The sequence below is a fragment of the Paraburkholderia strydomiana genome (assembly GCF_046030495.1).
Lineage (GTDB): Bacteria > Pseudomonadota > Gammaproteobacteria > Burkholderiales > Burkholderiaceae > Paraburkholderia > Paraburkholderia strydomiana_A.
In genome coordinates, this window is the sequence record NZ_JAQQCJ010000006.1 from 160,314 (window position 1) to 180,886 (window position 20,573).

Here is a 20,573-nt window from a genome sequence, read left to right on the forward strand (position 1 = left end):
AAGCAGACGAATACGAGGCCGCGCACCTGATCGCAGGCGGTCTCGTCGTGACATCGAATGAAATGAGTTTGTCGTGCCGTTTTTGCGCGCGCGTTGCGTATCTTTCGTCTGCCGGCGCAGCAGACCTTCGCAAGCGCCGCATGCGCCGCCGGCACCCTTAGCGCCACCAGCGCATTCACGGAACGGCCGGGCTTCCACGCGAATCCGGCCCATTCGAGCCGCCGCTTCGTCGGAAGCGGCGCGGCTCCACGCCTCAGGAGTACCAAGTGACTATTCGTCTCGTCTGTGCCTCTACTTTTACCGCCCTCGGTCTTGCCTGTTCGTCGACGGCATTCGCGAGGGTCGTCGTGTATATGCCCGCGGCCGTGGTCTACGCGCCGCCGCCGCGGCCGGTCTATTACGCGGTGCCGGTCAGTCCGGTGTATGTGACGGCGCCGCCTCCGGTTGCCGCGCCTGTGGCGGTGCCCGTCACGGCGGCTGTCACGGTGCCGCCGCTCAAGCCCGCGCCGATGACCACCACGGTCGTCGTGCCCCCGCCCACCACCTATGCGGTCGCGCCAGCTCCCGCCGTCAGCTACGCGCAACCGGTCGTGATGATGCCGCGCTGAGCGTGTGCCAGGTGTGCCCGGTCCAATGTATGGACTACTGCGAAAGACTGCTGGCACCCGCATGGAACAGGCGGTCCACCAACCCGCTGACAAATCGTTGCGACGGGAGGGGAGCCGCCACCGGCGTATGCCGCACGGGCTGGAATGGCACTTGCTGAGCTCCCAGACACCGTCGGCCATATCGGCATTCTTTTGGACACATCAGATGGGACATCAAGACATAGACAAGGAAATTGCGCACCTCGAAGTCGTCTTCGGGTTGATCTCGGCGCGCGACCGCTTTCCGCTGTCGTACTGGCATCAGCGTCTACGCGCGCTGCACCGCGAGTCGATGATGCCGGCGCAACGGGCGCGCATCGCGCGGCTCGAAGCGACGCTGCGCTTGCTGAGGGAGGAGGAGGAAACGACCCGCACCGAGCGGCAGCGGGATTCGACCGCAACGCAGCGGTGACGCGCACGCCGAGGAGCGACGAACCTGCAATGCTCGGCCCGAACCGCCCGGCCGGTCAGCCGCTCAGAAGAGAAGCCGCGCGCCGAGCGCCAGCACGAGCGCCGGCACCATCACGAGCACGCCGACCTTCAGAAACTTGATAAAGCTCACGTCCTCGCCTTCCCGGCGAATCGCGTTGAGCCAGAGGATCGTCGCGAGCGACCCGGTGATCGACAGGTTCGGGCCGAGATCGACACCGATCAGGAGCGCGTCGATCACCCGCTCCGGGCTCTGCGCCTGCAGCACCGTCGAACTGGCGATCAGCCCGGCTGGCAGATTGTTCATCAGGTTGCTGCCGAACGCGATGATCGCGCCGGCCCAACCCGCCGTCGCGAGTTCGTTGTGTTCGGTCGCGCGCCGCAGCGTCGTGGCCAGCGCCGTGATGACGCCGGTGTGATCGAGCATCTCGACCAGCACGAACAGCGCGGCGACCAGCGGCAGCACGCTCCACGAGATTTCGCGGATCATCGGCAGCGGCGACTTGCGCTCCAGGATCAGCACGACCAGCGCAGTCAGCGCGCCGAGGATCGCAGTGGGCATGCCGAGCGGGACATCGTAGGCGGAGACCGTCAGCAGCACACCCGCCGTCACCGCGATGCCGGCCAGCGCGACGCGTCCGCTCGACGACAGTTCGACGGCCTCGAGATTCGCCTCGCAGATGCCGGCGAGCGCATCGCGCTGAGTCCAGCGCAGCATCACGTAAGTCGCGACGATCGACAGCACCGACGGCAGCGTGAAGCGCATCATCCACGCGCCGAGCGCGGGCGTGTGATTGCCGTACAGCACGATATTGGCCGGATTCGAAATCGGCAGCACGAAGCTTGCCGCGTTGGCGACGAACGCACAGACGAACAGCAAGGGCAGCGGCGGCGTCTTCGCTTTTTTGGCTGCGGCGAACACGGCCGGCGTGAGCACGACCGCCGTGGCGTCGTTCGACAGAAACGCGGTGATCACCACGCCGACCAGGTACACCAGCACGAACAGCCTGCGCGGCGAACCCTGCGCGTGGTTGACCGCCAGCACCGCGACCCAGTCGAACAGACCTTCGCGGCGGCCCACCTCCGACAGCAGCATCATGCCGAACAGGAACAGGTAGACGTCGGTGCCTTTGCCGATCGCCTCGAACGCGAGGTGCACCGGCAGGAGCCCGAGCGACACCAGCAGCAGCGCGCCGGCGACGGCCCACACGGCTTCGGGCCATTTGAACGGCCGCGTGATGACGCCGGCCGTGGCGATGGCGGCGATACCCCAAGACAGAAAAACGGAATTCACGGCATAGGCCCTGGATAATGAGTTGGGTGCGAACACAGGGGCGTCATGCCGAAGCCCCGGGCGTGCGCCAGCGCCAGCAGGTCTGCCCATGCCGGCGCCTGCGCCCGCGTGCTCATCCGGCCGGCTTGCCCGCCGCGATGCAGTCGCGCCCGTTGTCCTTCGCGCGATACAGTTGCGTATCCACGAAATTGACGAACGCGAGCGGATCGCCCGCTTCTGCGGGAATCACGCTCCCTACGCCGAAGCTCGCGGTCACGGTCTGGCGGAACGGCGAGCGCTCATGCGGGATCTTCGCGGCGCCGATCAGGCCGCGGCACCGCTCGGCCGCCTCGCGCGCCGCGTCGCTCAGCACGCCGGCAATCCGCTTCAGGCATGCGTCGCCCTGCACGTGTCCGTAATAGTCGTTGTACGACTTGAAGAAATCGACGTCGACCATGATCAGCGACAGCGGCGAACCATGACGCTGAGCAGCACTCCATTCACGTTGCAGCACCGCGTCGAACTCGCGGCGATTGCCGACCGACGTGAGGCCGTCCTTGAACGACAGCGCTTCGAGTTCGCGCTGCAACGCGGCCAGCTTCTCTTCGGTCTTCTTGCGCTCGCTGATGTCGAACATGAAACCGACCAGCGCCGACACCTCGCCGCGTTCGTCGCGCACCACGTGCACCACGTCGCGCAGCCACACGTATTCGCCGCGGCTCGTCAGCGCGCGGTAGTCCGCTTCGTGATCGGTGCCGGCCTTCGACTGCGCGACGCAGAACTCGACCACCTTGTCGCGGTCTTCCGGATGCATGCGCGCGGCCCAGTCCTGCACGTTCTTCCAGCTCGACGGCGCCCAGCCCAGCAGGGCTTCGATCTGCGGACCGACATAGGCGAACTCCATGCTGGCCCAGTCGATCTTCCACGGAATCGCCCGGGTCGATTCGAGCAGGGTCCGGTAGACGGCCGCATCGTGCTCCATGTAACCTTCGACGCCCGTCGCGCGAGGCGCCGCTTCCTGCAACTCGTGCCGCAAAAAATCCGCGCCGAGCGCGGCGGATTGCTTTCCAGTACTGGTCATCGGTGGTCGTTCCTCATTGCGAGTCAGCCGGAAAATTACCACAGCGCGAGCGTATTTCAATCACATTAGCGTCACCGCCACAACAATCTGTTCCCTTGCGCCCGTCTATTCAGTTTTCATCGGCCTCCCTACCATCCGCATTCACACGCGACATCCACGCAAGACCTCGCCATCCACGAGCACAAACATGCCATCACATCCGTCCGGTAATAAAGACCGCTACAACGGCGGCGCCATTGCGCTGCACTGGCTGATCGCGGTGCTGATCGTGTGCGGCTTCTATATCGGCTGGATCATGACCGATATCCCCGGCTTCACGCCCACCAAGCTGAAGTACTTCTCATGGCACAAGTGGATCGGCGTGACCGTATTCGTGCTCGCCGTGCTGCGCCTGCTGTGGCGCGCGAGCCACCGCGCGCCGCCGCTCGACCACGCCACGCCCACGTGGCAGAAGGCGGCCGCGCATCTGGTGCACGGCCTGCTGTACCTGCTGATGCTGGCGATTCCGCTGTCCGGCTACTTCTACAGCTCGGCGGCGGGCATCCAGGTGGTGTATCTCGGCATCGTGCCGCTGCCCACGATCATCGGCCCGGATCAGGCGCTCAAGGCCACGCTGCGCACGCTCCACGTGCTGCTCAATTACACGCTGCTTACGCTCGTGGTCATGCACGTGCTGGCCGCGCTCAAGCATCAGTTCGTCGATCGCGACGGGCTGCTCGGCCGGATGATGCCGTTCCTCAAGTAACGATCACAGCGATTACGCCGTGCGCCGTGCGGCAACCGGCGCCAGCGTGGCCGCGATTGGCTACGGCTCATTGGCAATCTAATTCCCCGCGGTGTGCAATCAATGCACGCGGGTTCGATAGGATGCGTACTACCATGAAATCAACCTCTACTCATACCATGCGTCTTCACTCTGTTCGCCGCGCGACGCTCGCCGGTCTCGCTTCCCTCTCGCTGTTCGGCGCGGGCCTCGCGCACGCCGACGTCGATCTGAGCAAAAGCACCGTCATCGCAACGACGAAGCAGATGAACGTGCCGGTCGACGGCAAGTTCAGGAAGTTCTCCGCACAACTGAATTTCGATCCCGCGAAGCCGACCGCCGGCAGCGCGAACGTGTCGATCGACACCGGCAGCTACGACCTCGGCGCCGACGACTACAACAAGCAGGCGCAAGGCAAGGAATGGTTCGACAGCGCGGCGTTTCCCGCCGCGACCTTCGTGTCGAGCGCGATCGCGCCGGCCGGCGGCAACCAGTACCGGATTACCGGCAAGCTGACCATCAAGGGCAAGTCGCAAACCGTCGTGGTGCCGGTCGCCATCGCGAGCCAGGGCGCCACGCAAACCTTCGACGGCGCGTTGCCGATCAAGCGCTCGCAGTTCGACGTCGGCACCGGCGAATGGAAAGACACGTCGATCGTCGCCGACGAAGTCGTCATCAAGTTTCACCTCGTCGCGGCAAAGAAGTAACGCACAACACCGAAACACCGCAGCACTTTTCTAAAACCTGGAGTACACCTTGAAGAAACAATTTCTGCTCGCCACGGGCGCGCTGGCCGCTGCATTGTCGTTCAACGCGATGGCAGCCGATACGTATCAGCTCGATCCGACCCACACGTCGCCGAGCTTCGAGACCGACCACTTCGGCGGCATCTCGATCTGGCGCGGCAAGTTCAAAAAGGCAAGCGGCACCGTCGTGCTCGATCGCGCCGCGAAGACCGGCACGGTCGACGTGACGATCGACATGAACTCGGTCGACATCGGCAATGACAAGCTCGACGCGGAACTCGTCACCGACAAGTTCTTCGACACCGCGAAATTCCCGACTGCCACCTACAAGGGCACGCAGATCCGCTTCGATGGCGACAAGCCGGTGGAAGTGATCGGCACGCTGACGATGCACGGCATCACGAAGCCGGTCAACCTGAAGATCGAATCGTTCAAGTGCTTCGTCAACCCGATGCTCAAGCGCGAAGTGTGCGGCACGGAATCGACCGCGACGTTCAACCGCGACGATTTCGGCATCGACTTCGGCAAGACCTACGGCTTCAAGATGCAGACCACGCTGCACATCCAGGCTGAAGGCATCAAGCAGTAAGTGCCTGCGCGGACGCGGCAAGGGACTCAAGGTAATATGACGGTTTGGCAGCGGGCGCGCGGCGAATCGTCTCGGCGCTGACCGCTGCCCGACGCAGCAGGCCATCCCGCACGGCAGCACGGCACGCGCATCGAATCAACTGTCCGCTGCCGTGGCCGTCATCCGTCGTTATCACCCATGAGTTCTCCCGTCCGTCGCATCGCGCACCTCGACATGGATGCGTTCTACGCATCCGTCGAGCTGTTGCGCTATCCGGAACTGCGCGGCCAGGCGGTGGTGATCGGCGGCGGGCGCAACGCCGCGCCGCAAACGCTCGAAGACGGTAGCCGCAGCTTCGCGAAGCTGCGCGATTACGCGGGCCGCGGCGTCGTCACCACCTCCACTTACGAAGCGCGCGCGCTCGGCGTGTTTTCGGCAATGGGCATGATGAAGGCGGCCGCGCTCGCACCCGACGCGGTCCTGCTGCCCACCGACTTCGATTCGTACCGCCACTACTCGCGCCTGTTCAAAGCGGCGGTCGCGGCGTTCACCGACCGCATCGAAGATCGCGGCATCGACGAAATCTATATCGATCTGACGGGCTTGCCGGGCGAGTCGAGCGAGATCGGCGCGCGCATCAAGCAGGCCGTCAATCAGGCGACCGGGCTCACCTGCTCGATCTGTGTCGCGCCGAACAAGCTGCTCGCGAAGATCGGCTCCGAACTCGACAAACCCGACGGCCTAACGATCCTCACGCCCGCCGACATACCGTTGCGCGTCTGGCCGCTGCCGGTGCGCAAGGTCAACGGTATCGGCCCGAAAGCGGCGGAAAAGCTGACCGCCCTCGGGCTCGCCACAGTCGGCGATCTGGCGGCGGCGGACGCGGGCATGTTGCAGGACAATTTCGGGCGCAGCTATTCGGCCTGGCTGATGCAGGTCGCCCAGGGTTATGACGAGCGGCCGGTGGTGGTCGAATCGGAACCCAAGTCGATGAGCCGCGAGACCACGTTCGAGCGCGATCTGCATCCGCGCCACGACCGCCCTGCGCTGTCCAGTTCGTTCACCGGGCTATGCGTGCGGGTCGCGGAAGATCTCGTGCGCAAGGGCTATGTGGGCCGGACCGTGGGCATCAAACTGCGTTACGACGATTTCCGCACGGTCACGCGCGATCTGACGCTCGACGAGCCGACCGCGGACGCCATCGAAATCCGCCGCGCGGCGACCGAGTGTCTGCGGCGAGTGGAATTGAATCGCAAGCTGCGCCTGCTCGGCGTGCGCGTGAGCGCCTTGACGCCCGCCAACGCGCAAGCGCTGAAGCCGCGTGTGCCGGTTCAGGCCGACTTGCCTTTCGCCAGCGACGAGTAACCGCCCTCGACCGTCACGCCGGCATTCGGGCCATTCGGGCGTGCGATCTGCGCGTCGCCGCCGATCTGCGATACCGCGACCGAAAACGCAAACGTGTTGATCCCCAGCTCGCTGTGCGCCGACACGGTGCCGCGATGCATCTCCGCAATCGCCTTCACGATCGCCAGCCCGAGCCCATGGTTTTCGCGGCTGTTCGTGCGCGAGACTTCCGCGCGATAGAAGCGGTCGAACAGATGTTCGAGCACGTCCGGCGCAATCGGCTCGCCGGGGTTGGCCACCGCGACGCGCACCTGATCGCCGTTGCGCACGATCGTCACCTTGATCGTCGCGCCCGGCTCGCAATGCTGGATCGCGTTCATCAACAGATTCGCGCACGCGCGGCCGAATAGCGAGCGGTTCACGCGCGCCTGCGCATCGCCCAGCAAATTCGCGTACACGCGCGCTTCTTCGAGCGGAATCTCCAGAAACTCCAGCGTGTGCGCAACCTCGGCGGCCAGCGATACCTCGATCAGCCCCGTCGCGCGCTCGCCCTGATCGGCGCGGGCGAGGAACAGCATGTCGTTGATGATCGCGCGCATGCGCTCGAACTCTTCGAGATTCGATTGCAGCGTATGACGCAGATCGTCGACCGAGCGGTTGCGCGTCAACGCCACTTCGGTCTGCCCGATCAGGATCGTCACCGGCGTGCGCAGTTCGTGCGCGACGTCCGCGTTGAACGATTCGAGGCGGCCATACGCGCCGTCCAGACGTTCGAGCGCGCCGTTGAAGGTGTTCGCGAGATCGTTCAGTTCGAGCGGCAGCGACGCCGTGTTCAGACGTTGCGAACGGTTGTTCGGGCTCACGGCGGACGCATCGCGCGTGAGCCGCGTGAGCGGCGCGAGCCCGAGGCGCGTCACCGAATAGCTGAGCAGCAGCACCGCGAGACTACCCAGCGCGGACAGTGCGGCGAGCGCCGAGCCGAACACGCGCATCGTGCGCACATTCGGCGAGTAGCTCGACGCCACCTGCAATTGCACTGGCGGGCGCGTGCCGTAAGCGGGAATGGTCTGCGTGAACGTGAGCATGTCCTGGCCGCCCCCGGGCGGAGTCACGCGCGTGTAGCCGCCGGGCCATTCCTTCACGACGGGGCCGTCGACCAGCTTGCCGTAGTTGTAGGATGGATCCATGCTCGACACCGAGTACACGGTGCTGCTGTCGTGCGGCGTCATGTCGGTGAGTTTTTCGCGGGCCATGCGCCATTTTTCCGGCGTCACCGCGTGATAGACGATGATGCGGGCGATCTGCGTGCGATCGTCGAGCGACTCGCGCAAGTGATGCTCGAGCTGCGTGCGCAGCACCAGAAACAGCCCGGTGCCGATCAGCGTGAACACGAACAGCGCGACGAGCGCGAACATCGATGCGAGGCGGCGGGCGATCGAACGGTTCATGACGATTCAGCCTCCTCGCGCACTTCCAGCACGTAGCCCATGCCGCGCACGGTGTGCAGCAGTTTCGAGGGGAACGGGCCGTCGAGCTTCGCGCGCAATCGTTTGATCGCGGTCTCGACCACGTTGGTGTGGCTGTCGAAATTGACGTCCCAGACGAGTTCGGTGATCGCCGTCTTCGACAGAATGTCGCCTTGCCGACGCGCGAGCACGCTAAGCAGCTGGAATTCCTTCGCGGTCAGGTCGAGGCGCACACCGTCGCGCGTCGCGCGCCGGCCGATCAGATCGACGAACAGATCGCCGACCGAAATCAGCGTGGATTCCTGCGAACGCGTGCGGCGCGCCAGCGCATGCAGCCGCTCCACCAGTTCGAGAAATGAGAAGGGTTTGGTCAGGTAGTCGTCGGCGCCTTCGCGCAGGCCGCGCACGCGGTCGTTCACGTGGTCGCGGGCGGTCAGCATGATGACCGGTGTCGACTTGCGCATGCGCAGCGCCTTGAGCACGCTGAAACCGTCGCGCTTGGGCAGCATCACGTCGAGCACGATGACGTCGTAATCGAACTCGGTGGCCAGATGCATGCCTTCCTCGCCGTCCAGCGCGACGTCGACGACCCAGCCCTGCTCTGTCAAACCGGAGCGCAGGTAGTCCACCACCTTGTGCTCGTCTTCAACAATCAGCAATTTCATGCGCGTCCCCTTGAGTGTCCATTATACGAAACGCCCTCGAATTCCTCCTGCGTGCGCGGATGCATCATGAACCGGCGGCTCATCTTGCGGGAGCCATCGCCTCCTGAGCGGCGGGCTGAGCGTCGTCCCGAGCGTCGTGCCGAGTGTCGTGAGACATGCCCGCGAGATCGGCGCCGGCCTCCCAGCCGCCGCCGAGCGCTTTCACCAGCGCAACCGACAAGGTCATCTGCTGGCCGTGAATCTGCACGTCCTGGCGCTCGCTGTTCAGCAGCGACTGCTGCGCGGTGATCACGTCGAGATACGCCACGAGGCCGCCCGAATAGCGGTCGGTGGCAAGCGACAACAGGCGCTGCGCATCGCCCACCGCTTCGTGCGACTGCTTCGCCGCGCCGTCCAGCACCGATAGCCCCGTGATGCCGTCCTGCACCTGCTGGAACGCGTCGAGCACGGTCTGCCGGTAGGTGGCCTCGGTGGCCTGATAGCCTTCGCTCGCGAACTTGACGTTGGCCGCGCGGCGGCCGCCGTCGAACAGCACCTGGCCGACCGTCGCGCCGAGCGTCCACATCAGCGTGGGCGCGCTCAGCAAGCTGGCGAACTGCGTGCTCTCCCAGCCGATGCCCGGCGTCAGCGTCAGGCTCGGAAAGAACGCCGCCTTGGCGACGCCGATCTGCGCGTTGGCCGCCGCCATCGCGCGTTCCGCCGAGGCGATGTCCGGGCGGCGTTGCAGCACGTCGCTCGGTACGCCGAGCGGGATTGCGGGCGCCTTCGCGTCGAGCACCTTCGGTTCGATCGCGAACTGCGGGGCCGGCACGCCGACCAGCGCGGCGATTGCATGTTCGAACTGCGCGCGCTGATTCAGCAGCAGTTGAGCCTGTACCTGCGTCGAGTCGAGCAGCGACTTCTGCTGCAGCACTTCGAGGCCCGACACTGAACCGAGGTCGTGCTCGGACGTGACGTAGTCGAGCGCCTTCTGCTGCAGCTTCACCGACTGGTTCAGCACGTCGATCTCGGCATCGAGCTCGCGCAGCGAGAAATAGTCAGTGGCGAGGTCGGTGGTGAGCACGAGCCGCGCATTCGCCAGATCATCCGCCGATTGCTCCGCCGAAGCCGTGGCGCCTTCCACTTCGCGACGTATCCGGCCGAATAGATCGGTGTCGTAGTTGATCGTCGGCCCGAGTTGCACACTGTTCTGCACGGTCGATTGAGTCGGCGTCGCGTAGTTGGTCAGCGGCCGGTTCTGCGAAATCCTGAAGCGCGAAGCCGTTGCGCCGAAATCCACTTCCGGCACGCGTTGCGCGCTGGTATTCGCGAGCGTCGCGCGAGCCTGCTCGTAGTGCGCGCTCGCCGCGACCAGCGTCTGGTTCTGCGCGAGCGCCTGGGTTTCGAGCGTGGCCAGCATCGGATCGCCGAATGCACTCCACCAGTCCGGCGAAATCGGCGCATGCGACGGCGCGGCCACGCGCCAGTACGAATCGGTGCGCCAGGTCGGCGGCACCTCGGCTTGCGGGCGCTGATAGTCCGGGCCGACCGTGCACGCGGCCAACAACGTGACACCCGCTACGCTCGCAATAGCGGTGAGCGCCCGGCGCGGACCCGCGAACTTCACGACGCCTCCTTGCCGCTCTTCTGCGGCTGCGTGACCTGCACGTGATCGCCGTCCGCGATCGAATCGCTCGGGTTGATGATGATCCTGTCATCCAGCCCGATGCCGCTTTCGATTTCGAGCGTCTGCCCGAGGTCGCGCGCGATCACGACCTTGCGCAGTTCGACGTTGCCCTTTGCATCGACCACCGCGATGCGCGGACCTTCCGCGCGAAACAGCAGCGCGTTGCCCGGCACCGACAGTTCCGCATGCGCCGCCGCCGGCACCGCGACCTGCACGTATGCGCCGGGACGCAGCTTGTCGTCGGGATTGGGCAGCGTCACTTCGATCTGCAGCGAGCGGGTCGGCACGTCGATCGCGCCGGAAATATGCGTGACGGTGCCGTGAAACTGCTGGCCCGGCAATTCCGCCTGCGTGACCACCACCTTCTGCCCCACCGACACGTTCTGCGCGTACGCCTGCGGCAATTGCACATAGACGCGCAACGGGTCCGACTGCGCGAGTGCGAACAGCGCGCGGCTCGTGCCGCTGCCCGCGTCGATCAGATCGCCGACGTCGACATTGCGCTGCGTGACCACGCCCGCGAACGGCGCGACGATCCGCTTGAACGATTCGAGCTGCTGCAGGCGCTTGACGTTGGCATCGGCGGCGGCGAGGTTGGCGACGTCCTGCGTATAAGTGCTTTGCCGCTCGTCGAGTTCCTGCTGCGAAACCGCATCGCGTTGCCGCAGTTGCTGCCAGCGCTCCAGCGAGCTTTTCGCGAGACCGAGGCTCGAACTGGTTTGCTGACGCTGGGCTAAGGCCTGTGCGAGCTCCTGATCGATCTCGGGCGTATCGAGTTCGGCGAGCAGTTGACCCTGCTTCACGCGTGCGCCGATGTCGGCGTACCAGTGCAGCAGATAGCCGGTCGAGCGCGCGTAGATCGGCGACTCGACATAGCCGCGCAAGGTGCCCGGCAAGAGCGTGTTGCCGCCGCCCTCGGTCTGCTTCGGGCTCACCACGTCCACGTACTGAATGGCGTTCTGCTGCGTGGTCGCCTCGACGGAGCGGTTTTGCAGCCCGTTCGCGATCACGGTGCGCAAGGCGCCCAGCGCGAGCAGCGCCAGCACGATCCAGAGCGCGACCTTCGCGCGCTTCCATTCACGGTGGCGCGGCGGCAGCGCGTGCCCTCCTTCGGTTTCTCGCGAGGGGATCGCCAGCGATGCATGTGTTTTTTCGGTCATCTCAGTCAGCCATCTCAGTCAGCCGTCATTTAACTTGATGCGGGCCGGGGAGCACCGCCGTGGTCCGGCGCGGGGCCGTCGGGGTGGTCGTTGCCGTTGCCGCTATTGCCGTTCTTACCCTGGTCGCTCTGGTCGCCTTCGTCGCCGTTGTCGCCGCCATGACCCGCTTGATCCCCGTCGTCGTTGTGATGACGGCGCGCGAGGCGGGTATGGATGCCCGCGAACACGACCGGCACGAAGAACAGCGTGGACACCGTCGCGAACAGCAGGCCGCCGATCACCGCGCGGCCGAGCGGCGCATTCTGCTCGGCGCCTTCGCCGAGACCGAGCGCCATTGGGATCATGCCGATGATCATCGCGAACGCGGTCATCAGCACCGGGCGAATCCGGCTCGCGCCGGCTTCGAGCGCGGCCGTGAGCGGCGGCGCACCGGCGGTGAGGCGCTGACGCGCGAAGGCGACCATCAGAATACTGTTGGCGGTGGCCACCCCCATCGTCATGATCGCGCCGGTCAACGCCGGCACGCTCAGATGCGTGCCGGTCAGAAACAGCATCCACACGATGCCCGCGAGCGCCGCCGGCAATGCGCTGACGATGATCAGCGGATCGACCCACGACTGGAAATTCACCACGATCAGCAGATACACCAGCACGATCGCCACCGCCACGCCCAGGCCGAGGCCGAAGAACGAGCTGCGCATGGTCTGCACCTGGCCGCGCACGACAATCTGACTGCCGCGCGGCAGCGACGCCCGCACGTTATTGACGAGCTTGTCGACCTGATTGGCCACGCTGCCCAGATCGCGCTTCTCGACGCTCACGTACAGGTCGATCACCGGCCTGATGTTGTAGTGCGAGACCTCCGCGAACTGGTTTTGCGGCGAGACCCGCACCAGGTTGCCGAGCAGCTGCGTGGGCCCGGTGGCCGAACCCGACACCGGGGTACGCAACATTTCGTCCATCGACGACACCTGATACTGCGGCGTCTGCACCGCCACCTTGTACTCGACGCCGTTCTTGTTGTTGATCCAGAATCCCGGCGACGTTTGCGAACTGCCCGATAACGAAATGAGCACGTTCTGCGCGACATCGTTCGCACTGAGATTGAGCTGCTGCAAACGCGTGCGATCCATGTCGAGATTGATGACCGGCTCGTCCAGTTTTTGCTGGATATGCGTGTCGACCGTGCCCGGAATCACCCGCACCTGCTTCAGCAACTTGCGCGCGACCTCCAGGTTGCCCTGCTGGTTCGCGCCGGAAATCTGCACGTCCACGGCGGCAGGCAAGCCGAAGTTGAGAATCTGCGTGACGATGTCGGCCGGCTGGAAGAAGAACTCCACGCCCGGAAAGCGCTGCGGCAGGATGGTGCGCAGCTTGTCCATGTACATCTGCGTCGGCTTGTGGTCTTCGTTCAGCGCGATCTGAACCTCGCCGTCGAACGTGCCGATCGTGGCCGCGTTGCTATACGACAGGTTGATACCGCTATACGGCAAACCGAGGTTGTCGAGAATCGTGCCGAGTTCTTTCGGCGGCACGACCTCGCGGATCACCTTCTCGACTTCGTCGGCCAGACGCGCGGTTTCCTCGATACGCGTGCCGGTCGGCGCACGGAAGTGCAGACGGATATCGCCCGCGTCGACAGTCGGGAAGAAGTCTTCGCCAAGCACGAAGACCAGACCCATCGAGACGATGCAGAAGCCGAGAAACACGCCGCCGAACCTGCCGCGGCGCACCAGCAGGCTGCTGAGAATCACGATGTACGCGGATCGCATACGCTCGAAACCGCTATCGAAACGCCGGTAAACGCGCGTGAACAGATTCGGCTTCGCATCGGCTTTCGGCTTGTGCGCGTGACCCATCAGCAGCATCGCGAGCGTCGGCACCAGCGTGCGCGACAGGATGTACGACGCGAGCATCGCGAACACCACCGCTTCGGCGAGCGGCACGAACAGATAGCGCGCCACGCCGGTCAGGAAGAACATCGGCACGAACACGATACAGATACACAGCGTCGAGACGAGCGCGGGAATCGCGATTTCGCCCGCACCGTCGAGAATCGCATCGTGCAGATTCGTGCCCATATGCAGATGCCGTTCGATGTTCTCGATCGTCACGGTCGCATCGTCGACGAGAATCCCGACCGCCAGCGCGAGGCCGCCGAGCGTCATGATGTTGATGGTCTGCCCGAGCGCATGCAGCACGATCAGCGACGACAGGATCGACAGCGGAATCGAGATTGCAATGATGCAGGTGCTGCGCCAGTTGCCGAGAAACAGCAGGATCATCGCGGCGGTTAGCGCGGCGGCGATCAGCGCTTCGCGCACCACGCCCTGCACGGCCGCTTTCACGAACACCGACTGATCGAACAGCGCCGTGATGCTCAGGTCCGGCGGCAACGCGGCACGCGCGCTCGGCAACAGCCCTTTCAACGTGTCGACGATCGACAGCGTCGAGGCGTTGCCGTTTTTCATCACCGACATCAGCACGCCGCGCCGTCCGTTCTGCCGCACGATGTTGGTTTGCGGCGAGTAGCCGTCGCGCACGTGCGCGACTTCACGCAGATAGGTCGTCGCGCCGTTGAGGGTGCGCACCGGAATATTGTTGAGCCCGTCGAGCGTGTCCGGCGAGCCGTTCATATTGACCGTGTATTCCTTCGGCCCGATCTTGGCCGTGCCGGTCGGCAGAATCAGGTTTTGCGCGTTGAATGCGTTGACCACGTCGGTCGGCGTCAGCCCCTTGGCCAGCAACGCGCGCGTGTCGAGGTCGACCGAAATCAGACGCGACTTGCCGCCGTACGGATACGGCACCGCCGCGCCCGGAATCGTCACGAGTTGCGGGCGCAGGAAGTTCAGCGCGGTGTCGTTGAGATCCTGCTCCGAGAGCTTCGGGCTCGACAGGCCGAGCTGGATCACCGGAATGCTGGAGGCCGAATAGCTGATCACCAGGGGCGCGGTCGCGCCCGGTGGCATCTGCTTGAGCTGCGCCTGTTCGACGGCCACGGTCTGCGCGATCGCGGTCTGGATGTTCGCGTTCGGCTGCAGGAACACCTTCAGGATCGAGATGCCCGCGAGCGATTGCGATTCGATGTGCTCGATGTCGTTGACCGTGGTGGTCAGACTGCGCTCGTTGACCGACGTGATGCGGTTGGCCATGTCCTCGGCTGACAAACCCGTATACGTCCAGATGATGCTGACCACCGGAATATTGATTTCCGGCAGCACGTCGACCGGCGTGGTGAACAGCACGAATGGCGTCGCCAGCAAGATCAGAATGGCCATCACGATGAACGTGTATGGCCGTTTAAGCGCTACGTTGACGATCCACATTGAAACGCGCCCGAGAAAATGCAGGTAAGAGATGGGTAAGTAGCGCGTATGCTAGATCGATAGCGCCAACGCCTGCATGGCGCGAAAATGGCACAAATGTCAGGAAGGAAAGCGTAAGCCGATGCGGCGTTTCAAAACACGCCGGCATTTGGCGACAAGCAAACGTTTGTTGAGAAAAGATGCGCCCTGTTGCCGGCACGTTGCGTCGCGCGATACGTGGCGGCACGCGGAAATAATAGGAAACATGCTTTCAGATTGATTTGTGCAAAGCAAATACGTTGCGAGGCGCAACGCGCTTTGCACCACATGTCAGATGAAAAAAACCGGCCGCCCCTTTCGAGGTCGGCCGGTTTTCTTTCGACGCGCGCGGTGGTGGTTCGTGACGGCTTACTTGGCGAACAGCGACGACATATCGGCAAACGCCTTGAACTCCAGCGCATTGCCCGACGGATCGAGAAAGAACATCGTCGCCTGCTCGCCGACTTCGCCCTTGAAGCGCACATGCGGCTCGATGATGAAGTCGATGCCCGCCCGCTTCAGTTTGTCGGCGGCGGCCTGCCATTGTTCCATCGACAGCACCGCGCCGAAGTGGCGCACCGGCACCGCATCGCCGTCGACCTTACTGGTTTGACGGTGGCCGGTCTCTTCCGGTGCGAGGTGTGCGACGATCTGATGGCCGTAGAAGTTGAAATCGACCCACTCATCCGAGCTGCGGCCTTCGGGGCAGCCCAGCAGTTCGCCGTAGAACTCGCGGGCAGCGGCGATGCTGTGAACAGGAAACGCCAGATGGAACGGCGGCACAACGTTTTCGACAACGCTCATGATGGACAACTCGCTGACTGGAAGTGGGGGTGGGTGCAATTGACGTGGCGCCGCACAGGTGGCACGCGTGAGGCCACGCTCAGTGCAGATTTTAACCATAACCAAAAGTGGTGAAAAACGATATATATTTGACCTGACCATCACCCATTTCGATTAATCGATCATGCTCAGCGAGCTCAAGACCTTCCTCGCCGTCAGCCAGTACGGCACGTTTTCCGGCGCGGGCGCGCGCATTGGCCTCACGCAATCGGCGGTCAGCGCGCAGATGCAGCGGCTCGAAGCGGAACTCGGCTTCGCGCTGTTCGACCGCACCGGCCGCTCCGCGACGCTCAACGACGCCGGCCGCGAAACGCTCGCGCTCGCCGAGGAAATGATGACGCTCTACGCGCGGCTCTCCGAACGCGGTGCGGTCGCGGCGGAAAGCGGCATGCTGCGGGTGGGCGCGATCGCGTCCGCGCAAGTGTCGTTTCTCACCGACGCGCTCGCCCGCTTTCGCGACGACCGGCCCGGCTGGCGGATTCGCGTGGTGCCGGGCGTGTCGCTGGGTCTGTTGGGACAGGTGGATTCCGGCGAACTCGATCTGGCCGTCATCATCAAGCCGCCGTTCGCGCTGCCGTCCGAACTCGAATGGCGCACGCTCGTCAGCGAGCCGTTCGTGCTGCTCGTGCCGAAAAAGCTCGCGCGCGGGACGCGTTCCTGGCGCGAGCTGCTCAGGAGCGAGCCGTTCATCCGCTATGACCGCACGTCGTTCGGCGGCCGGCTGGTCGAGCGTTTTTTGCGGCGCTCGCGGCTGAACGTGCGCGACGCGATCGAACTGGACGAATTACAGGCGATCGTGCAACTGGTCGCGCGTGGGATCGGCGTGGCGCTGCTTCCGAATACGGCGGGGCTCGGCAAGTGGCCCGCGAGCGTCGCCGCGCTCGAACTGGGCGACGCGACGTTCCAGCGCGAGATCGGGCTCGTGCAGCGGCCGCGGCATAGCCGGCAGGCGGTGGCGGATGTGTTGGCGGAGTGTGTTGGTGTGGCCGCTGGCGGGCGTAGGGTTTGATGCAGGGCCTGGCGTTGCCGATTGTCCTGTCGCGCGGACCTTCAACTGTATCTGTAAGACCTGCGCCAGCGCGCGCAGAATCATCGCTCGCCCATCAGCTCACACGTTGAATCGCGAACCCGATCCGCCTACGCGCCCCGCCCCGTGCGTCGCCGAACCCGCCCGTCACCGAGTGCCCGCCCATGATCGCCAGCCCCTTTCTCAGCGCCGATGTCCTGATCGCCTACAGCGCCTACTTCGTCGGCACCGCGAGCCCGGGGCCCAGCAATCTCGCGATCATGTCGCTGGCGATGAGCTCGGGCCGCCGCTCCGCGCTGACTTTCGCGCTCGGCGTGGTGTCGGGTTCGTTCTCGTGGGCGTTGCTGGCGTCGCTCGGCTTGTCGGCGGTGCTCGCCACTTACTCGGAATGTCTGACGGCGATCAGGATTGCCGGCGGCGTCTATCTGCTGTGGCTCGGCTTCAAGTCCGCGCGTTCCGCGTTCAGCGCCGGCAAATTGCCCGCCGCGGCCGCGCGGCCCGACGAGCCGCTCAAGCGCCTCTATCTGCGCGGCCTGCTGCTGCATCTCACCAATCCGAAGGCGGTGCTGGTCTGGCTGTCGATCGTTTCGCTGGCCATGTCGCCCGCGGGCGGAGCGTCGCACGTGATGCCGGTCGTGCTCGGCTGCATGGTGATCGGCGTCACGGTGTTCAGCAGCTACGCGGTGCTGTTCTCGACCGAGTCCGCCCGCCGCATTTACGCGGCGATCCGGCGCTGGCTCGATGGCTCGCTCGCCGTCATGTTCGCGATTGCGGGCATCAAGCTGCTGAGCTCGAAAAGCTAGCCGCCTTCGGCGCGCGCCGCCGCTCTGCGATACTGATGCCGTGAAAGACCGACGCGGACCAGTGAACACGATGAGCGGCAGCAACAGGATGAACCCGGCGGCACGACGCACGCCCTGGCAAAAGCGCTGGTATCGGGCGGGCGCGGCCGTGCTGATCGGCGCATTGATCGCGGCGGCGCTGATCTATACGAGCGCCGCCCCGCCCGATGACGCGCTCGCGCGCTACAGCGCCGTCGATCCGCGCTATCAGATCGAATTGCAGCGCATCGGCGGCAATGCGGCGGTGCTGATGGCACAGCTTCATCAATGGTTCGACGGCCTGTGGCACGGCAGAGCGCTCGCCGCAACGGTGGCGGCACTGGGCCTCGCGGCCGCCGGCGCCTGCGTTTTCATCGGCTATTTTTTCGACGACGACGCGCCGCCCCGCTAACGCCGACAGCCCCCTTCGCTACGACTCGTGCTTCACCTGCGCGTCCGGCTTCTCGACGCCCGCCGCGCGCAACGCCTCATGCAGCGTGGCGAAGATACAGCGCGCCTCGACGAGCGGCGTGATGCCATGCCGGTCCATGTCCGAGCGCAGATAACGGTTCACGCGCGCGAAGATCACTTCGATGCCGCCGCGCTTGAGCGCCTCGCACAGCTCGCCCACCGAACGCGCCGCCGAATAGTCGAGATCGGTGATCGCGCTCGCGTCGATCACGAACCAGCGCACCGCGGTCGGCGCCCCTTCGATCAGGCGGCGGGTATCGTCGACGAAGAAATGATCGTTCGCATAAAACAGGTCGGCGCCGAAGCGATAGACGATCAGCCCCGGCGCGGTCTGGATGCCGGGCGCGGCCGGCACCGGCACCCACATGCCGTCGTCGCCGGGCGCGAGGACCATCGTGTGCGGCCGGTAGCTGTGCCGCACGTGCCGCAGCAGCGATAGCGCCACCGCCACCAGGATGCCGTGCTCGACGCCGATCAGCACCACCGCCGCCGCGGTGAACACGGCCAGTGCGAATTCGCCGGGGCTTTCGCGGCGAATCGCGAACAGCGTCTTCAGATCGACCAGGCCGATCGCAATCGTGAACACGATGCTGGCGAGAACGCAGTGCGGCAGGTATTGCAGATAGCGGCTGAAAAACAGCAGCACCACGACCACCACCGCCGCGAACGCGAGCTGCGCGAACTGGCTGCGCGTGCCGGCGCGATCGGCCATCGCGGTCTGGGTCGGACTGCCGTTGACCACGAACGCACCCGACACCGCCGCCGCCGCGTTGGCCGCGGCGATGCCGAGCAGATCGGCGTTGGTGTCGACGGATTCGTGATAGCGCTCGGCGAACACGCGGCTCGCGGCGGCGCTTTGCGCGACGATCATCACGAAGCAGGAGGCCGCGACCGGCACCAGATCGAGTAGCTGCTGCCACGTCACCGAAGGCAGGCGCAGTGGCGGCAGGCCGCCCGCCACGGGCCCGAGCACGGCGATGCCGCGGGCCGCGAAACCGTAGAGATCGCTTGCCGCGATACCCGCCGCCACGGCGATCAACGGCACCGGCAGGCGCGGCAGGAAGCGCTTGCACGCCAGAATCGCGGCGACCACCAGCAGCGAAATGGCGAGCGTCGGCGGATCGATGCGCGCCGACTCGCGCACGACGAGCGTCAGTTGATCGATGCTGCGCGCCGCGTGGCCCGGCACGCCGAGCATGTCGCCCAGCATCGCGATGCCGACCTGCACGCCGACCCCGGCGAGAAATCCGACCAGCACGGTGCGCGACAGGAAATCAGCGAGAAAGCCCAGTTTGAAAATCCGTGCGATCAGCAGCAACGCCGCGGTGAGCAGCGCGACCATCGCGGCGAGCGACGCGTAGTCGGCGCTGCCCGCGGGCGCCATGGTCGAGAGCCGGCTCGCGAAAATCGTCGCGGTGGCGGAATCGGCGGCCACGACCAGATGCCGCGACGCGCCGAAAAAGGCAAAGGCGACGAGCGGCAGAAAGACGGTGTAAAGCCCGGTAACGGCAGGCATGCCGGCAATGCGCGCGTAGCCGAGCACCTGCGGAATATCCATCGACGCGAGCTGCACGCCGGCCAGCGCATCGCGCGCCGCCGCGGCACGGCTCAGAGGAAGCACGCCCTTCAGCACGCCGGCGCGCGCGGTGATATTCGCCAGAAAATCTCGCATACGCGATAGTGCCCCACACTTAGGTCATCGTGCATCGTGCCGCGACTCGGCACGCGAACGCAAGACCTGATGAGCAGGCGATCGCCGGCTGGAGAAAAAGCCGGGAGCGAATCAGCGCAAGGACCGCAAGCAGACAGCCGCAAGCCGGCATCGTCTGGCAACACTGCTGCCAGCGCACCCGCTTCGGCAACGGCAGGGCATTAACGCTTGAAGTGACCTGTTTGCGGATCCACATGCCGCGCAAAACCAAACAGCGCGACGATGCAGATTGGACAGGCGAGCAGAACAACGGCCAACATCACACACCCCGTAACAAATTGTTACTGGTGAGTTTAAGCGATCTGCATGGAAATTGAATGCGGGAAACCGCAAAGCACTGTTGCCAAGAATTACAACTATTTTTGACAAATGCTCGAAGCGGGGACTGCGCGGACACGCGAAAAAACGCCGGAAAAACGCTGATTTTCTACAGAGAGAGGGGCACGGCGGCTTTAGAACGGCTCGCCAGATTGGCGGCCGCACCGGCAGTCTCCTGGCGGGGATTAGATGAGCGCTTCCAGGGATTCCGGGGCCGGGGCATCAGCCGC

At 64.9% G+C, this 20,573-nt stretch carries 19 protein-coding genes; 10 read left to right on the forward strand and 9 right to left on the reverse strand.

The features are described from left to right. Positions 1 to 266: 266 nt before the first annotated feature. Positions 267 to 608 (forward strand): hypothetical protein, encoded by a 342-nt coding sequence (locus PQQ53_RS10635; RefSeq protein WP_408153104.1) that lies wholly within the window; start codon positions 267 to 269, stop codon positions 606 to 608. Positions 609 to 813: 205 nt separating this feature from the next. Next, positions 814 to 1,059 carry a hypothetical protein gene (locus PQQ53_RS10640; protein WP_408324021.1) on the forward strand — a complete coding sequence of 82 codons (246 nt, stop codon included), beginning with the start codon at positions 814 to 816 and terminating at the stop codon, positions 1,057 to 1,059. Between the two features lie 63 nt (positions 1,060 to 1,122). Here the strand turns inward: PQQ53_RS10640 and PQQ53_RS10645 are convergent, their stop codons facing one another. Continuing rightward, positions 1,123 to 2,370 (reverse strand): arsenic transporter, encoded by a 1,248-nt coding sequence (locus PQQ53_RS10645; protein WP_408153108.1) that lies wholly within the window; start codon positions 2,368 to 2,370, stop codon positions 1,123 to 1,125. 112 nt (positions 2,371 to 2,482) lie between these two features. Continuing rightward, entirely contained in the window at positions 2,483 to 3,430 is a 948-nt protein-coding gene (locus tag PQQ53_RS10650; protein ID WP_408324023.1) for a GGDEF domain-containing protein, read from the reverse strand. 187 nt (positions 3,431 to 3,617) lie between these two features. On the opposite strand from PQQ53_RS10650, the gene PQQ53_RS10655 reads away from it, so the two are divergent. The 4 genes from PQQ53_RS10655 (at position 3,618) to dinB (ending at position 6,872) form a co-directional block, all read left to right on the forward strand. Continuing rightward, the gene (locus tag PQQ53_RS10655) at positions 3,618 to 4,175 is read left to right on the forward strand and encodes a cytochrome b (RefSeq protein WP_408142668.1); all 558 of its coding nucleotides are present in this window, start codon (positions 3,618 to 3,620) and stop codon (positions 4,173 to 4,175) included. A 134-nt stretch (positions 4,176 to 4,309) separates the two neighbouring features. Next, entirely contained in the window at positions 4,310 to 4,900 is a 591-nt protein-coding gene (locus tag PQQ53_RS10660) for a YceI family protein (RefSeq protein WP_408153113.1), read from the forward strand. 49 nt (positions 4,901 to 4,949) lie between these two features. Continuing rightward, the gene (locus PQQ53_RS10665) at positions 4,950 to 5,528 is read left to right on the forward strand and encodes a YceI family protein (protein ID WP_408324024.1); all 579 of its coding nucleotides are present in this window, start codon (positions 4,950 to 4,952) and stop codon (positions 5,526 to 5,528) included. A 177-nt stretch (positions 5,529 to 5,705) separates the two neighbouring features. After that, the gene (gene dinB / locus PQQ53_RS10670) at positions 5,706 to 6,872 is read left to right on the forward strand and encodes a DNA polymerase IV (protein ID WP_408142674.1); all 1,167 of its coding nucleotides are present in this window, start codon (positions 5,706 to 5,708) and stop codon (positions 6,870 to 6,872) included. Here the strand turns inward: dinB and PQQ53_RS10675 are convergent. From PQQ53_RS10675 to PQQ53_RS10700, 6 genes are all read right to left on the reverse strand, one after another. Further along, entirely contained in the window at positions 6,839 to 8,299 is a 1,461-nt protein-coding gene (locus PQQ53_RS10675) for a heavy metal sensor histidine kinase (protein WP_408142675.1), read from the reverse strand. The two genes, dinB and PQQ53_RS10675, sit on opposite strands and share 34 nt — an antisense overlap. After that, positions 8,296 to 8,982 (reverse strand): heavy metal response regulator transcription factor, encoded by a 687-nt coding sequence (locus PQQ53_RS10680; protein WP_042328199.1) that lies wholly within the window; start codon positions 8,980 to 8,982, stop codon positions 8,296 to 8,298. Before PQQ53_RS10680 ends, PQQ53_RS10675 begins: the two co-directional genes overlap by 4 nt. A gap of 79 nt (positions 8,983 to 9,061) precedes the next feature. Next, a complete protein-coding gene (locus PQQ53_RS10685) occupies positions 9,062 to 10,588 on the reverse strand; it encodes an efflux transporter outer membrane subunit (RefSeq protein WP_408324026.1) in 1,527 nt (508 codons plus the stop codon). Further along, positions 10,585 to 11,808: an efflux RND transporter periplasmic adaptor subunit gene (locus PQQ53_RS10690; RefSeq protein WP_408324028.1), complete on the reverse strand. Its 1,224-nt coding sequence runs from the start codon at positions 11,806 to 11,808 to the stop codon at positions 10,585 to 10,587. Before PQQ53_RS10690 ends, PQQ53_RS10685 begins: the two co-directional genes overlap by 4 nt. Before the next feature lie 29 nt (positions 11,809 to 11,837). Further along, positions 11,838 to 15,134, reverse strand: a complete 3,297-nt coding sequence (locus PQQ53_RS10695; protein WP_408324030.1) for an efflux RND transporter permease subunit — start codon at positions 15,132 to 15,134, stop codon at positions 11,838 to 11,840. A gap of 387 nt (positions 15,135 to 15,521) precedes the next feature. Continuing rightward, on the reverse strand, positions 15,522 to 15,956 hold the full coding sequence (locus tag PQQ53_RS10700; RefSeq protein ID WP_408153119.1) for a VOC family protein: 435 nt from the start codon (positions 15,954 to 15,956) through the stop codon (positions 15,522 to 15,524). A 163-nt stretch (positions 15,957 to 16,119) separates the two neighbouring features. On the opposite strand from PQQ53_RS10700, the gene PQQ53_RS10705 reads away from it, so the two are divergent. The 3 genes from PQQ53_RS10705 (at position 16,120) to PQQ53_RS10715 (ending at position 18,255) form a co-directional block, all read left to right on the forward strand. After that, a complete protein-coding gene (locus PQQ53_RS10705; protein WP_408142685.1) occupies positions 16,120 to 17,004 on the forward strand; it encodes a LysR family transcriptional regulator in 885 nt (294 codons plus the stop codon). Positions 17,005 to 17,186: 182 nt separating this feature from the next. Further along, positions 17,187 to 17,825: a LysE family translocator gene (locus tag PQQ53_RS10710; RefSeq protein ID WP_408324032.1), complete on the forward strand. Its 639-nt coding sequence runs from the start codon at positions 17,187 to 17,189 to the stop codon at positions 17,823 to 17,825. 70 nt (positions 17,826 to 17,895) lie between these two features. After that, a complete protein-coding gene (locus tag PQQ53_RS10715) occupies positions 17,896 to 18,255 on the forward strand; it encodes a hypothetical protein (protein WP_408142688.1) in 360 nt (119 codons plus the stop codon). An 18-nt stretch (positions 18,256 to 18,273) separates the two neighbouring features. Here PQQ53_RS10715 and PQQ53_RS10720 read toward each other — a convergent pair whose 3' ends face one another. After that, a complete protein-coding gene (locus PQQ53_RS10720) occupies positions 18,274 to 19,986 on the reverse strand; it encodes a SulP family inorganic anion transporter (protein ID WP_408153123.1) in 1,713 nt (570 codons plus the stop codon). Positions 19,987 to 20,015: 29 nt separating this feature from the next. Here PQQ53_RS10720 and PQQ53_RS10725 point away from each other — a divergent pair, with 29 nt between their 5' ends. Further along, on the forward strand, positions 20,016 to 20,342 hold the full coding sequence (locus PQQ53_RS10725; RefSeq protein ID WP_408324033.1) for a hypothetical protein: 327 nt from the start codon (positions 20,016 to 20,018) through the stop codon (positions 20,340 to 20,342). Positions 20,343 to 20,573: the final 231 nt, after the last annotated feature.